This is a genomic window from Streptococcus sp. 477 (genome assembly GCF_013277295.1).
GTDB classification, from domain to species: Bacteria; Bacillota; Bacilli; order Lactobacillales; family Streptococcaceae; genus Streptococcus; species Streptococcus pseudopneumoniae.
Genome location: NZ_VMMQ01000031.1, coordinates 13478 through 28324 on the forward strand (window position 1 = coordinate 13478; position 14847 = coordinate 28324).

Sequence of the window (14847 nt, forward strand, 5' to 3'; positions counted from 1 at the left end):
AGTATTAGAAGGATAATAGTAATAATAGAGTCTGTGAAATCTGTGGAAAACAGACTTTAAACAAGTCATATCAAGTTTTTTGGCTTGTTTAAAAAATGTGGATAAAAAAGATAATAAAGTAAAAGTTATCCACAACTTATTTGATTTTCTTTTTGATTGATTCAATTTCTAAGCGTAAATTATCGTCTTCATCAATCAAAGATTTAATTTTAGCATGGGCATGAATAACTGTTGTATGATCTTTTCCACCAAATTCCTTCCCAATTTTTGGAAGACTATTATCTGTTAGTTCTCTAGATAAATACATGGCTACTTGACGGGCTAACACAATGTTTTGAAGGCGTCTGCTTCCCTTCATTTCTTTGACACTAACTCCATAGAAGTTACCAACTTCATTTTGGATTTTGTCAATTGGGATGACGAGCATTTGGCTAACATCTTGTTTTCGAGCTCTAATAGCTTCTGCAGCAATATCAATAGTGATATCCTTGATATTTTTTACTCTGGCAATTAAAGTGATGTCGTTTATGGCTCCCTCAAGATCTCGAACATTTGAATCAAATTGCCCAGCTAGGTATTCTAGAGTATCACTTTGGAAATTGTAGCCTAAATGTTCCGTTTTACTTTGTAAAATGGCAATGCGTGTTTCAAAGTCAGGGGGTGTGATAGTTTGTGTCAATCCCCAACTAAAGCGCGTGACAAGCCTCTCCTCGAGCCCTTCTAAATGTTTTGGACTACGATCACTGGTTAGGACAATCTGTTTTTGCTTGTCATGAAGGGCGTTAAAGGTATTGAAAAATTCTTCCTGAGTTGCGACTTTTTTTCCGCTGAGTGACTGGATATCATCGATTAACAAAAGATCAAGACTACGATAGGTTTTTTTAAATTTTTCCATTTCCCCAAGTCTTAGGTGATCAAGAAAGTCATTAATAAAGCTTTCAGCAGGTATGTATTTGACACGTGCATTTGGAATATTTTTTAGAATTTCATTTCCAATAGCGTTTAATAAGTGAGTCTTACCAAGGCCTGGTCCTCCATAGATAAAAAGAGGGTTATAGGTCAGAGCCAAATCTTCAGAGACAGCTAAAGCGGCTGATACAGCCCAAACATTTCCATCCCCTTGAATAAAGTTATCAAAGGTATACTTTTCTTTTAATCCCGTATCTGAATAAGGAATAGATACTAACTTTGGACTATAGTCATAAAGAGTTAAATTTGTAGCTTCTTCAACTTGTGAGCTAGTCGTATCTTGAGGTTTGGTGAAAATATAGTGGGGAGTTATTTCAGCGTCATAAATTTCAAAACCAGCTACTACAATAATATCTTTTAGTTGTTTTTCCCAGACCATTTCCATTTCAGAGCGAGGTAGAAATATAGTGGCAACATTTTCCTCTACCTTGATGAGTTCAGCTTGAATAGCATAGAAATCATACATGGATCGAGTCAGTCTTTCTTGTGCAAATTCTAATATACGATTCCAAAATTGTTTTTCTTTCAATCTTTTCTCCTCCTTTACTATTTAAAAGTTTAATACTAGAGATATTTTACCATAGATAGCAAGAATTTTCCACAAGCTGTGAAAAATAATCCACAATGTTACCAAACTTTATCCACAGGTTGGGGATAAAAGAAAAAATTATTGATTTATTAAGCTTTTTATCGAAAAACATAGTGGATAACCTTGTGAGATAAAAAAATAAAAGAACAGCCTTATTTCAGGCTGTTGATAATTCTACTATATTCTTCTTGATTTGAAAAAGAAATAATGATTTTTCCACTGTCTTTTTTAGATAGTTTAATTTCTACATCTAATCCGAGTAGTTTTCTTAACTGTTTTTCTTCATTTTGTATGAAATGATTCGTTTTTTGCTGTTTCTTTTGTTTTTTCTCTGTCAGAAGAGCTTCTAACTTCCTTACAGAAATATCTTCTTCTATAATCCGTTGAAAGAAATAGTCTTGTTGTTCCTTATTTAACCCAACTAGGGAACGCGCATGGGCTTGTGATAGTTTGCCATTTTCTACTTCTGAGAGAATCTGTTCTGGCAAGGAAAGTAAACGAATGGAGTTGCTGATATATGGACGAGACTTGCCCATTTTATCTGCAATTTCAGCATGGGTGAATCCTTTCTCTACGAGAGATTCATAGGCGCGTGCTTCTTCTATTGGGTTTAAATTTTCTCTCTGTAAATTTTCAATAATGGACTGAACCATCATCTCTTGGTCTGAAATCTGTTTAACAACAGCTGGGATAGACCGTAGACCAGCTAAAAGTGAAGCCCGATAGCGTCTCTCTCCTGCAAGGATTTCATAACCAATAACAGGAGATTGACGAACAATAATCGGTTGAATGACCCCATTTTCTTTGATAGACTGTGCTAGTTCATCTAGTTTTTCTCTATCAAATTCTTTTCGGGGTTGATAGGGATTTTTTTGTATATCTGTGATAGAAATCATTTCAAATTTTTCCATGATTCTACACTAACACATCTTTTCTCTTATGTAAAGCTTTCTTTACATAGATGTCAATTAAGATTCTAAATCACCTGAACTCTTGTCAAGTTTAATAGATGTAGTTTCTTCTTTACCGTTGCGATAGTAAGTGATCTTAATGGTGTCTCCGATAGAATGATTGTAAAGAGCACTTTGTAAGTCTGTTGATGAAGCAATCTCTTTGTCATCTACTTTTGTAATTACATCGTATTTTTCAAGGTGACCATTGGCAGGCATATTACTTTGTATCGAACGAACAACTACACCAGATGTAACATTACTTGGAATATTGAGTCTTCTGATGTCGCTTGTACTCACATTAGATAAATTAACCATCTGGATTCCCAAAGCTGGACGCGTCACTTTTCCGTTTTTTTCTAACTGTTCAATAATATTGATAGCATCATTTGCAGGGATTGCAAAACCAAGACCTTCTACAGATGTTCCTCCATTTGTGGCAATTTTACTTGAGGTAATTCCGATAACCTGTCCTTGGATATTGATCAGTGGGCCACCAGAGTTACCTGGATTAATAGCAGTATCAGTTTGGATGGCTTTTGTAGAAATGGCTTGTCCATCTTCAGATTTTAAAGATACATTTCGATTAAGACTAGATACGATACCTTGAGTGACAGTATTTGCATATTCAGAACCTAACGGACTACCAATGGCAATAGCAGTTTCTCCTACGGTTAACTTGCTAGAATCACCAAATTCAGCTACTGTTGTCACTTTTTCTGAAGAGATTTTGACGACAGCAATATCAGAGAAAGTATCCGCTCCGACAATTTCTCCAGGTACTTTAGTCCCATCTGATAATCGAATATCTACTTTGCTAGCGCCATTTATAACGTGATTGTTGGTGACGATGTAAGCTTCTTTATCATTCTTTTTATAAATAACGCCAGATCCCTCACTAGAGATTTGCTGAGAATCTGTATCAGTCTCATCATTGCCAAATACGCTATTTTGTCTATTTGCTGAATAAGTAATAACGGATACAACGGCATCTTTTACTTTATTAACAGCCTGTGTTGTTGAATTTTCGTTCTTATAGGCAGTTTGTGTAATAGTACTATTGTTGTTAGAGTTGTTTACACTACTTTTTTGAGTTAGTTGAGTTATTGAAAAACTACCCAAGGCTCCACTAAAAAAGCTAATGACGATAACGACTAATAATTGAAACCATTTTTTGTAAAATGTTTTTAGATGTTTCATATTTGCCTCCATATGTTTGAATTACTGAAAGTATAAACTGACTAGCTTAATTATAACTTAAACACAAAAGTTTTACACAAACTGTGGATAACTCTTTTGAAGCTGTGATTTTCTTAATTGAAATCTATTTTTTATTTTGTGAATAAGATGTGAAAAAATAGAGAATATGTTAGAATAGAGTCATGAAAATTAAAGTTGTAACAGTTGGGAAACTGAAAGAAAAGTATTTAAAAGATGGTATCGCAGAGTATTCAAAACGAATTTCTAGATTTGCTAAGTTTGAAATGATTGAGTTATCAGATGAAAAAACACCAGATAAGGCCAGTGAATCAGAAAATCAAAAGATTTTAGAAATAGAAGGTCAGAGAATTTTATCAAAAGTTGCTGACCGTGATTTTGTTATTGCATTAGCTATTGAAGGGAAAATGTTCTCTTCAGAAGAATTTAGTAAGCAGTTAGAAGAAGCTTCTATAAAAGGATTTTCTACTCTTACCTTTATTATTGGGGGAAGTTTAGGATTGTCATCAGCTGTAAAAAATAGAGCCAATCTTTCTGTCAGTTTTGGTCGCCTAACCTTGCCCCATCAGTTAATGAGACTAGTTCTTGTTGAACAAATCTATCGCGCTTTTACGATTCAGCAGGGATCACCCTATCATAAATAAATTGACTTTTAATTGAATTTTTGGTAGAATAATTGTGTTAGGTCTCATAGCTCAGCTGGATAGAGCATTCGCCTTCTAAGCGAACGGTCGCAGGTTCGAATCCTGCTGGGATCAATATAATAGCAAAGCTGGGAATTTTCCCGGCTTTTTTCTTAAAAAAGTACACTTTGGGAGAAAAAAATGACAGTTGAGAGAATTTTATCTAAAACGAAATTCCATTTTGTATAATGGTTTTTGTAAGTTAGCTTACAAGAAAAAACATTTTAGGAGATTTTATTATGAAAAACACAGTTAAATTGGAACAGTTTGTAGCCTTGAAGGAAAAAGACTTGCAAAAGATTAAAGGTGGGGAAATGAGACTTCCAAAAATCCTCCGTGATTTTATTTTCCCAAGAAAAAAGTAATAAAATAAGGGGAAAGAGTAATGAATTTATTTGGATTTGGGACAGTTATTGGTCATTTTTTAATTATTAGTCACAGTTACCGTTTAATTTGTAAAGGTCAAATAAAATCAAAGGAACTATATTTTTTTGGTCTCTATACATTACTAGTAGAAGCAGTACTTGAACTTTCCTTTTATCTTCTATATTTAGATGAAATAGTGATTGAAAGATTTTTATTTCCTTTGGGCCTATATTCCTATTTTCGATGGATTAAACAGTATGAGAGGGATAGAGGACTATTCCTAAGTTTACTACTATCTCTTTTATATGAGAGCACTCATAACTTTCTGTCCGTAACTTTCTCTTCTATAACAGGAGACAATTTTGTTTCACAATATCATGCCCCATTCTTTTTCGTTGTAACGGTGTTGACCTATTTTGTTGTCTTAAAATCATTCATTATTTCCATTTGGAACTAGCCTATTTTGACAAAGACTACCTCTATCCTTTCTTGAAAAAAGTATTTTTTGCCTTACTACTGCTCCATATTGTATCTTTCGTTTCAGATATGGTAAGTACGGTTAAACATTTGAATAGTTTTGGAAGTATTTTGTCATCTATTGTTTTTATCTCGTTACTTTTGACCTTCTTTGCAATGAATTCGCATAAAGAACAAATGGAAAAAGAGATTGCTTTGAAGCAGAAGAAATTTGAACAGAAACATTTACAAAACTATACAGACGAAATTGTCGGACTGTATAATGAAATCCGTGGTTTTCGACATGACTATGCTGGAATGCTTGTCAGCATGCAGATGGCAATTGACAGTGGTGATTTACAAGAAATTGACAGAGTTTACAATGAAGTTTTGGTCAAAGCTAATCACAAACTGCGTTCAGATAAGTACACTTACTTTGATTTGAACAACATAGAAGATTCAGCTTTACGAAGTTTGGTTGCTCAGTCCATTGTCTATGCTCGAAATAATGGTGTAGAGTTTACACTGGAAGTAAAAGATACGATTACCAAGCTCCCAATTGAACTATTGGATTTGGTTCGTATTATGAGTGTTTTATTGAACAATGCTGTCGAAGGATCGGCTGATAGTTATAAAAAGCAGATGGAAGTAGCAGTTATTAAGATGGAAACTGAAACAGTGATTGTGATTCAGAATTCATGTAAAATGACGATGACTCCTTCAGGAAATCTATTTGCCTTAGGATTCTCCACTAAGGGAAGAAATCGCGGAGTCGGATTAAATAATGTGAAGGAACTACTAGATAAGTACAACAATATTATTTTAGAAACAGAGATGGAAGGCAGTACATTTAGACAAATCATTAGATGTAAGAGGGAATTTGAATGAAAGTTTTAATTTTAGAAGATGTTATTGAACATCAAGTGAGACTAGAGAGAATATTGGATGAAATTTCGAAAGAATCGAATATTCCAATATCATACAAGACAACGGGAAAAGTCCGTGAATTTGAAGAATACATTGAAAACGATGAAGTAAATCAGCTTTATTTCCTAGATATTGATATTCATGGAATTGAGAAAAAGGGATTTGAAGTGGCTCAGCTCATTCGTCATTACAATCCTTACGCTATTATCGTCTTTATCACCAGTCGATCAGAGTTTGCGACTCTAACCTATAAATACCAGGTATCAGCCCTAGATTTTGTTGATAAGGATATCAACGATGAGATGTTTAAGAAGAGAATTGAGCAAAATATCTTTTACACGAAGAGTATGTTACTTGAAAATGAAGATGTAGTGGATTATTTTGACTACAATTACAAGGGAAATGATTTAAAAATCCCTTACCATGATATTTTGTATATTGAAACGACAGGAGTCTCTCATAAATTACGTATTATTGGTAAGAATTTTGCCAAAGAGTTTTACGGTACTATGACAGATATTCAGGAAAAGGACAAACATACTCAGCGATTTTATTCTCCTCATAAGTCATTTTTGGTAAATATAGGCAATATTAGAGAGATTGATCGAAAAAATCTAGAAATTGTTTTCTATGAAGATCATCGTTGTCCTATTTCAAGATTAAAAATTAGAAAATTAAAAGATATTTTAGAGAAAAAATCTCAAAAGTGATTGACAATTAGCAAGAAATTGATATAATGGTTATATCTGCTACAGATAGAAGGTCCGTTGGTCAAGGGGTTAAGACACCGCCTTTTCACGGCGGTAACACGGGTTCGAATCCCGTACGGACTATTTTATCCGCCATAGCTCAGTTGGTAGTAGCGCATGACTGTTAATCATGATGTCGTAGGTTCGAGTCCTACTGGCGGAGTATAGATAAAAGGGAACACAGCTGTGTTCCTCTTTTTGTATCAATTTGTATCACCAAGCATTTTCATAAGGAAGTTTGTTATTTCTTGAGAACTTTCTTTTTTTCCATGTGCAATCCAAGTTTGGCAGACACCAAAAAGTGCATGAGTTAGATAGATGCTACTATATTCTAATTCAGTGGTATTTAGATTCAGTTGCATAAATCGCTTTTGTAAATCTGTACTGAGCATGATATGAAGTTTATTTCGTAAGAAATTTTGGATTTCTTTAGTCCCATTTTCAGAAAGAAGGGCAGCCAGAAGTGGTTCTGACTCTAGATATTCAAAAACTTCTAAAATAGCGTCTCTTTTGTGATGAGCATGTTTTTGAAAAATATATTCAAATGTATGAAATAGCTTGCTTTGATAGTGCTCAATCATATCATACTTATCCTTATAGTGCGTATAGAAGCTGGAACGGCTAATTCTGGATTTTTCTGCTAACTTGACAGTAGAAATTTGATCAAATGGCTGTTCCATTAGTAATTGTACCATAGCATTTTCAATAGTTCGCTTTGTTTTTAAGCGTTTGTTACTTTCTTGCATATTTCCTCCTTGTAAACAAATTAGACTATATGTCTAAAAATGGATTTTTTATATTGTAATTTAGATTTTTTATTGTATAATCTATTATATCAAAATTTTAGACAATATGTTTAAAAAAGGAGAAACTATGTTTAAAGAATGGAAAGCAATTTTTAAAAAACCAACCTTTATTATTGTCATGATAGGGATTTCTCTTATTCCAGCTCTGTACAATATCATATTTTTGTCATCAATGTGGGATCCATATGGGCAATTGTCTGACTTACCTGTGGCAGTTGTCAATAATGATAAAGAGGCTTCCTATAATGGTAATAGCATGTCTATAGGAAAAGACATGGTGTCCAATTTAAAAGAAAATAAAACCTTGGATTTTCATTTTGTAGATGAAGAAGGTAAGAAGGGTTTAGAAAATGGCGATTACTATATGGTAGTGACTTTACCAAGTGATTTATCTGAAAAAGCAGCTTCTATTTTAACGGATTATCCAGAGCAAATGCAAATCGATTATCAGACTTCAAGTGGTCATAGTTTTATTGCCAGCAAGATGAGCGATTCTGCTATGACACAATTAAAGCAGAGTGTTTCTACCAATGTAACCGAGACCTATACTAAAGCTTTATTCAACAAAATGGTCTATTTAAAGGATGGTATGAGCCAAGCAGATTCTGGAAGTGAAAAACTAACTGATGTAGCGAATCAGTTAGTGGCAGGAAGTCAAACATTAACTACTAACCTACACTCTTTAGCAGCTTCAAGTTTAACATTTTCAAATGGAACGGAGCAGTTTACTAAAGGATTATCCTCTTATGTCTCTGGTGTTGAACAACTTCATCTTGGCTTAGGGAATTTTAATAGTGGTTTAGTTACATATACTGGTGCAGTGAGTCAATTAGATAGCGGATTAGGTCAATTATCTTCTAAAAGTCCTGAATTAGTAGGAGGAATCAATCAGTTATATTCTGGTGTAGAATCCTATACTGGCGGTGTTTCTCAGCTTAATGCTGGTCTTAATCAATTTTCATCTGGTGTTAGTGCCTACACCAATGGAGTGGGAAGTCTTGCAACAGGTGCTAATCAGTTATCTAATCAATCAGCTACACTTCGAATAGGGGTGGAGCAATTAAGTGAAGGGATTCAACAACTTTCTAGCAAGTTAGATGCTTCGTCTGGGAAAAAAGATCAAATTAATCAATTATCTTCTGGTCTGAATCAGTTAAATCAAGCCATTCAAAATATTGATGTTGGAGATACAAAACAATTAGATTCTGTTTTATCAAGTATAGTATCTCTTTCTAATCAAATGTTAGCAAGTGCTCAGTCTGCTAAAGCGACTACATTAGCCAATATTCAATCGACAGCAGCTTATCAATCTTTGACAAGTGAGCAACAAGCTGAAATAAGTGCTTCTGTATCTCAAAATTCGACTGATAGTATTCAATCAGCACAGTCAATTGTAGCTGTAGTTAAAGGTTTACAGGGAAGTTTAGAAAACTTACAAAATCAATCTTCTAATCTTGCGACTTTAAAAAATCAAGCTAATCAAGTATTACCTATTGCTTCTACTTCTTTGACAAGATTGTCAAGTGGATTAACAGAGATACAAGGAGCTGTTACTAGCAAATTAGTTCCTGATAGTCAGTCGATTGCATCAGGTGTAAACGCATATACTACAGGTGTTGATAAAGTTTCTCAGGGAGCAAGTAAACTAAGTGAAAAAAATGCCACCTTGACAGGTAGTTTGGATCAACTAGTTTCAGGCTCAAACACCTTGACACAAAAATCTTCTAGCTTGACAGCAGGAGTTAGTCAATTAGTTGAAAAAACTCCAGAATTAGTATCTGGTATTGAAAAATTATCAACTGGCTCTAACCAATTGAATCAAAAGAGTCAAGAATTGATAGCAGGAGTTGATAAATTGCAGTCAGGATCTAGCCGACTAGCTGACAAATCCAGTCAGTTACTTTCAGGTGCTTCTCAATTAGAAAGTGGAGCTAATAAATTGGCAGATGGAGCTGGGAAATTAGCAGAAGGTGGAACAAAGTTAACTTCTGGATTGGAAGGTTTACAGACAGGAGTTGCTTCTTTAGGACAAGGACTAAGTAATGCTAGTGATCAACTCAAATCAGCATCTACGGAATCTCAAAATGCAGATATTTTGTCAAATCCACTCAATCTTTCCAAAACAGACAATGACCAAGTTCCTGTAAATGGAATTGCAATGGCTCCTTATATGATATCAGTTGCTCTCTTTGTTGCAGCAATATCAACGAATATGATCTTTGCGAAGCTGCCTTCAGGACCTCATCCAGAGAGCCGTTGGGCTTGGTTGAAATCTCGGGCTGAAATAAATGGTATTATAGCTGTTTTGGCAGGAATTTTGGTATATGGAGGAGTTCATCTTATTGGTCTAACGGCTAATCATGAGATGAGAACATTTATTCTCATTATCCTAACAAGTTTAGTATTCATGTCCATGGTGACCGCATTAACAACATGGAATAGCCGTATAGGAGCTTTCTTCTCACTTATTTTGCTTTTATTACAGTTAGCATCAAGTGCCGGTACTTATCCACTTGCCTTGACAAATGATTTCTTTAGAACTATTAGTCCTTGGTTACCAATGAGTTATTCAGTTTCGGGATTACGACAAACAATCTCTATGACAGGAAATATTCATCAGCAAGTCATTTTCCTAGATGCCATACTAGCTCTATTTACTGGTTTAGGTATGCTAGCCTATCAACCTAAGAAAATGGAAGAAGATTAAAAAAATCGACCGATTAATTGGTCGATTTTTTATGCCTTATATGACTTTCGTCTGTGATTATAGGTTCCAAATAGTAAGAGAGAAGTAAAGGAACAAATTGCTCCAGTAATAAAACCATTGGGAATGAAGGAGAGTGTAATAGTTCCTTTCCCCTTGGGAACCTCAACTTTCATAAATCCAGTTTGAGCTTGTTTAATTTCTATTTTCTTACCATCTTGGTAGGCAGACCAACCTTTGTCATAAGGAATGGTGAAGAAAATGGACGTATCTTGTTTAACATCATATGTAGCAAAGACCTTGTTTTTAGAAGTTGATACTGTGACAGGTTGTTCTTTAATTTTTTGAATTGCCTCGGTGAATGTTTTGGTATCTAAACGGTAGAAGGTAGGAGATTCAAATGATACTTGTGAATTTCCAGGGAAACTAACATTGATATTGAAAGTTTTTTTCTCTTTTGTATAGCCTAGATTAAAGAAGGAGAAGATATTATCAGTTGTAAAAGTTTTCTTTTCTCCATTTACAAGGATGTCAACCTTTTTTTGTTTATCATTAGAAAAGTGAAGGTTTGTGAAAGAAAGATAAACTTGGCTGTTTTCTGGCACTTCAATTTGATACTGGATTGCTGCATCCTCATTTGAAGAACTTGTGACAATAATCAAATCATTAGTATTTTCTGTTTTGTCATAAGGGATTGTAGAAAAATAATCAAAATCGACGTTAGCAAGTTGATTTAAAAACGAGGCTTGATTATCTAAAGTATGTTCATTGAACTTGACATCATTGTAAACAGATTGACTAGCAAAGGCAATCGGAAGAGAGAATTGATTTTCATATAGGGTAAGATTATCTTTTTGATAGATATCTTTAAAACCATACTTATCACTAGGACTGTCTGAGATATTGTACTGGATACCAAATAAACTATCAGCCAAAATACTATTATTTGCATAGCGTAGATTGAGATTAGTCCCAGAGGATTTAAACCCAAGTTTATCCAAAGTAGAGCTTGCTGAACGATTTCGAACAGATGAAAATTGAGATATTCCATTGTAGTTGAATTTCATACTGTCATTTCCTGTTTGAGTCTCTAGTTTTTCAGTACGAGTAAATTGATTTCCAATATATGTTGAGAAAGATTTCATAGCTGGGATATCTCGATTATATGCACTTCGAGAAGCAAATCCCCATTCTTTAGCAATTCCGTCTATTTGAGATGAAGCATTTAAACTTATTTCAACCATTATAAATAAAGAGATTAGAATGGCAAATAGATTTACAGAGATAAACTTTTTGATAACTGCAAGGAGTAAAAGAGAATAGACAACTAAAAATTCAAGAGTCAGTAGAATATTCAAATCTGTTAAAAAAGAATAATGTGATTTTAGATAGATGGTAGCTAAAAATCCTGTTACTATAAGAAAAAGCGAAACTAAAAAATTCCAGATTTTAATTTCTTTCAGACGATTTAAGACTTCCGCTGCTGTGTAAATTAACAAGGTAGAGAAAATCCAAGAATAGCGATGTAAAAACATATTTGGAGTATGCATACCTTGCCAAAATAAGTCAAGAGCTTCTATGTAAAAGCTTGCAATTAGAAATGCAAAGAATATTACATATATGAGTTTCACGTGAAACTTAATAGATTTCAGCGTAAAAAATAAAATGGTCAAAATAAAGGGAAGTAGTCCAACAAAAATCATTGGGATGGCCCCATACTTTGTTGTGTCAAAGGAACCAATGAATTGCTTAGCAAAGAGATCAAGATACCAGCTACTTTCAGTTTGAAACTTTGTAACTTCAGTCAATTTTTCCCCATGTGTCTGTAAATCAAACAGAGTGGGAAGAGTCATAATCAAACTAGCCATACCAGCTAAAAAGGAGATAACTATGAAATCAAGAACAGATGATTTTCGAGTCTTAAAGTCCCACGAAATTTGACAGAGATACCAGAAAATAAGAAACAATACTGTCATATATCCAAAATAATAATTTTGAATAAATAAGATTGACAGACTTGTAAAGTACAATAGGAGTTTCTTTTCAGTTATCAGTAGATGTAAACCAGTTATAATTAAAGGAATCAAGATAAAAACATCTAGCCAGGTTTTTATCTCTAATTGACTGACAGTGAAACTCATCAGAGTATAGGAAGTAGATAAGGCTAGTTTTAAAGGCTTAGGAATCGATTGAAATAATTTATTTAAACTAAAGTAAGTTGACAAACCAATCAATCCAAATTTTAAGAGAGTGGTCAGATAGACAGCATCTGGCATATTCGTTAGATCAAAAAAGTAAACCAGAGGTGAAAGAAAACTACCCAAGTAATAACTAGATAGAGCATAGAAGTTTAGCCCTAGACCACTTGTAAAGGTGTAAAACAGACTACTATTTCCATGTAGGATATTTCTTAGAGCTATATCAAAAATAACGTATTGATGAAAGCCATCTCCTAATAGAGGAGATTTGTCGCTATTCCAGTAGATACCTTGAGATAGATATACTCCTATCATAATTACTACAGGAATGATGAAAGAAACAAAATAGATCCAATATGTTTTAAAAAATAATTTCATGTTACCTCATAAAATGTTAGAAAACTCAGCTGGTTAACCCAACTGAGTTTTGAATTTTTTTAGTCTTTCCAAAGTTCTTTAACTTTTGCTTGTACTTCTGCATTTTCTAGGAATTCATCATAGGTTTCATCGATACGGTCAATGACGCCATTTTTAGACAAGACAATGATATGGTTAGCTAGAGTTTGAATAAACTCGTGGTCATGGCTGGCAAAGATGATTGATTCTTTAAAGTTTTTCAATCCATCATTCAAGCTTGAGATAGATTCCAAGTCCAAGTGATTTGTTGGATCATCAAGTACAAGGACATTTGATTTTAAAAGCATGAGTTTTGAAAGCATGACACGAACTTTTTCTCCCCCTGACAAGACATTTACAGGTTTGTTAACCTCATCTCCAGAGAAGAGCATACGGCCGAGGAAGCCACGTAGGAAAGTATTGTCATCTTCTTCTTTACTTGCGAATTGACGCAACCAGTCAAGGATTGACTCTCCTCCTGCAAAATCTGCCGAGTTATCTTTTGGCAAGTAAGAACGGCTAGTAGTTACTCCCCACTTGACAGTTCCTTCATAGTCAATGTCCCCCATGATTGCACGAATTAATGCAGTCGTTTGGATGTCATTTTGACCAATAAGCGCTGTCTTATCACCTGGACGCAAGATAAAACTGATATTATCTAAAATAGTCTCACCATCAATCTTTACAGTTAGATTTTCTACTGTCAGGAGATCATTACCTATTTCACGCTCCGCTTTAAAGTTAATAAATGGATATTTACGACTAGATGGTACAATCTCTTCTAGTTCAATCTTATCAAGCATTTTCTTACGTGATGTTGCTTGTCTTGATTTAGAAGCATTAGCAGAGAAACGAGCAACGAATTCTTGCAATTGTTTAATTTTTTCTTCTGCTTTAGCATTACGGTCTGCTAGCAATTTAGCAGCGAGTTCAGAAGATTCCTTCCAGAAGTCGTAGTTTCCGACATAGAGTTTGATTTTTCCAAAGTCAAGGTCGGCCATGTGAGTACATACTTTGTTTAAGAAGTGACGGTCGTGGGATACTACGATAACTGTGTTATCAAAGTCAATCAAGAAGTCTTCTAACCATGTAATTGATTGGATGTCTAAACCGTTGGTAGGCTCGTCCAAGAGAAGAACATCTGGTTTACCAAAAAGTGCTTTGGCAAGGAGAACCTTTACTTTCTCACCGTTGGCCAATTCGCTCATGTTTTGGTAGTGTAATTCTTCTGGAATGTTTAGGTTTTGAAGGAGTTGAGAGGCTTCGCTTTCTGCTTCCCAGCCTCCAAGCTCAGCAAACTCTTCTTCGAGTTCGGCAGCACGAACCCCGTCCTCGTCTGAGAAATCTTCCTTCATGTAGATAGCATCTTTCTCTTTCATGATGCTATAAAGTTTTTCATTTCCCATGATAACAACATCAATGGCACGTTCATCTTCATAGTCAAAGTGATTTTGACGAAGAACAGAGAGACGTTCATCTGGACCAAGAGAGATGTGACCAGTAGTAGGTTCGATATCTCCGGCTAAAATTTTTAAAAAGGTTGATTTTCCGGCACCATTAGCACCGATTAATCCGTAAGTATTTCCTTCTGTAAATTTGATATTGACATCATCAAAAAGTTTGCGATCACTAAAACGTAGTGAAACATCAGATACTGTAAGCAATGTTTTTCTCCTATATGTGTAATATATTTATTCTACTAGAAAATACGGAAATATTCAAATTTTTATCTGTCAATTTTGTGTAAATTAATTTTACAGCATACTTTACACAAATCCGTGAATAGTAAGGTTGATTTATTTTGATAAATTGCGGTTATTTCATTAAAAAAATGCT

The 14847-nt window shown here is 34.4% G+C and carries 10 protein-coding genes, 3 tRNA genes and 1 pseudogene; 8 read left to right on the plus strand and 6 right to left on the minus strand.

Features of this window, described 5'->3' with window-relative positions; all coding sequences use genetic code 11:
* Positions 1-136: 136 nt before the first annotated feature.
* From dnaA to HT691_RS04870, 3 genes are all read right to left on the minus strand, one after another.
* Positions 137-1498 (minus strand): chromosomal replication initiator protein DnaA, encoded by a 1362-nt coding sequence (dnaA, locus tag HT691_RS04860; RefSeq protein ID WP_023936251.1) that lies wholly within the window; start codon positions 1496-1498, stop codon positions 137-139.
* Between the two features lie 212 nt (positions 1499-1710).
* A complete protein-coding gene (locus HT691_RS04865) occupies positions 1711-2469 on the minus strand; it encodes a ParB/RepB/Spo0J family partition protein (protein WP_000410378.1) in 759 nt (252 codons plus the stop codon).
* A 57-nt stretch (positions 2470-2526) separates the two neighbouring features.
* Entirely contained in the window at positions 2527-3708 is a 1182-nt protein-coding gene (locus tag HT691_RS04870) for a S1C family serine protease (RefSeq protein WP_000681604.1), read from the minus strand.
* Positions 3709-3890: 182 nt separating this feature from the next.
* On the opposite strand from HT691_RS04870, the gene rlmH reads away from it, so the two are divergent.
* From rlmH to HT691_RS04905, 7 genes and pseudogenes are all read left to right on the plus strand, one after another.
* A complete protein-coding gene (rlmH, locus tag HT691_RS04875; protein WP_000695932.1) occupies positions 3891-4370 on the plus strand; it encodes a 23S rRNA (pseudouridine(1915)-N(3))-methyltransferase RlmH in 480 nt (159 codons plus the stop codon).
* 40 nt (positions 4371-4410) lie between these two features.
* Positions 4411-4484: transfer RNA gene (locus HT691_RS04880), tRNA-Arg, on the plus strand.
* 164 nt (positions 4485-4648) lie between these two features.
* A complete protein-coding gene (gene comC, locus HT691_RS04885; RefSeq protein ID WP_000799687.1) occupies positions 4649-4774 on the plus strand; it encodes a competence-stimulating peptide ComC in 126 nt (41 codons plus the stop codon).
* 20 nt (positions 4775-4794) lie between these two features.
* Positions 4795-6119 (plus strand): annotated as a pseudogene (gene comD, locus HT691_RS04890) (competence system sensor histidine kinase ComD).
* Positions 6116-6868 (plus strand): competence system response regulator transcription factor ComE, encoded by a 753-nt coding sequence (gene comE / locus HT691_RS04895; protein WP_000866065.1) that lies wholly within the window; start codon positions 6116-6118, stop codon positions 6866-6868. Before comD ends, comE begins: the two are co-directional and overlap by 4 nt.
* A gap of 51 nt (positions 6869-6919) precedes the next feature.
* Positions 6920-6991 (plus strand) — tRNA-Glu (locus tag HT691_RS04900).
* 5 nt (positions 6992-6996) lie between these two features.
* A tRNA-Asn gene (locus tag HT691_RS04905) sits at positions 6997-7070 on the plus strand.
* A gap of 40 nt (positions 7071-7110) precedes the next feature.
* On the opposite strand, the gene HT691_RS04910 is transcribed toward HT691_RS04905, so the two are convergent.
* Positions 7111-7653, minus strand: a complete 543-nt coding sequence (locus tag HT691_RS04910; protein WP_001158278.1) for a TetR-like C-terminal domain-containing protein — start codon at positions 7651-7653, stop codon at positions 7111-7113.
* A gap of 127 nt (positions 7654-7780) precedes the next feature.
* Between HT691_RS04910 and HT691_RS04915 the strand changes: the two genes are divergently transcribed.
* The gene (locus HT691_RS04915) at positions 7781-10420 is read left to right on the plus strand and encodes a YhgE/Pip domain-containing protein (RefSeq protein WP_050223253.1); all 2640 of its coding nucleotides are present in this window, start codon (positions 7781-7783) and stop codon (positions 10418-10420) included.
* A 29-nt stretch (positions 10421-10449) separates the two neighbouring features.
* Here HT691_RS04915 and HT691_RS04920 read toward each other — a convergent pair whose 3' ends face one another.
* Complete coding sequence (locus HT691_RS04920; protein WP_138706141.1) at positions 10450-12993, minus strand: YfhO family protein; 2544 nt, start codon at positions 12991-12993, stop codon at positions 10450-10452.
* Between the two features lie 59 nt (positions 12994-13052).
* Entirely contained in the window at positions 13053-14675 is a 1623-nt protein-coding gene (locus tag HT691_RS04925) for an ATP-binding cassette domain-containing protein (protein WP_000958762.1), read from the minus strand.
* Between the last annotated feature and the right edge of the window lie 172 nt (positions 14676-14847).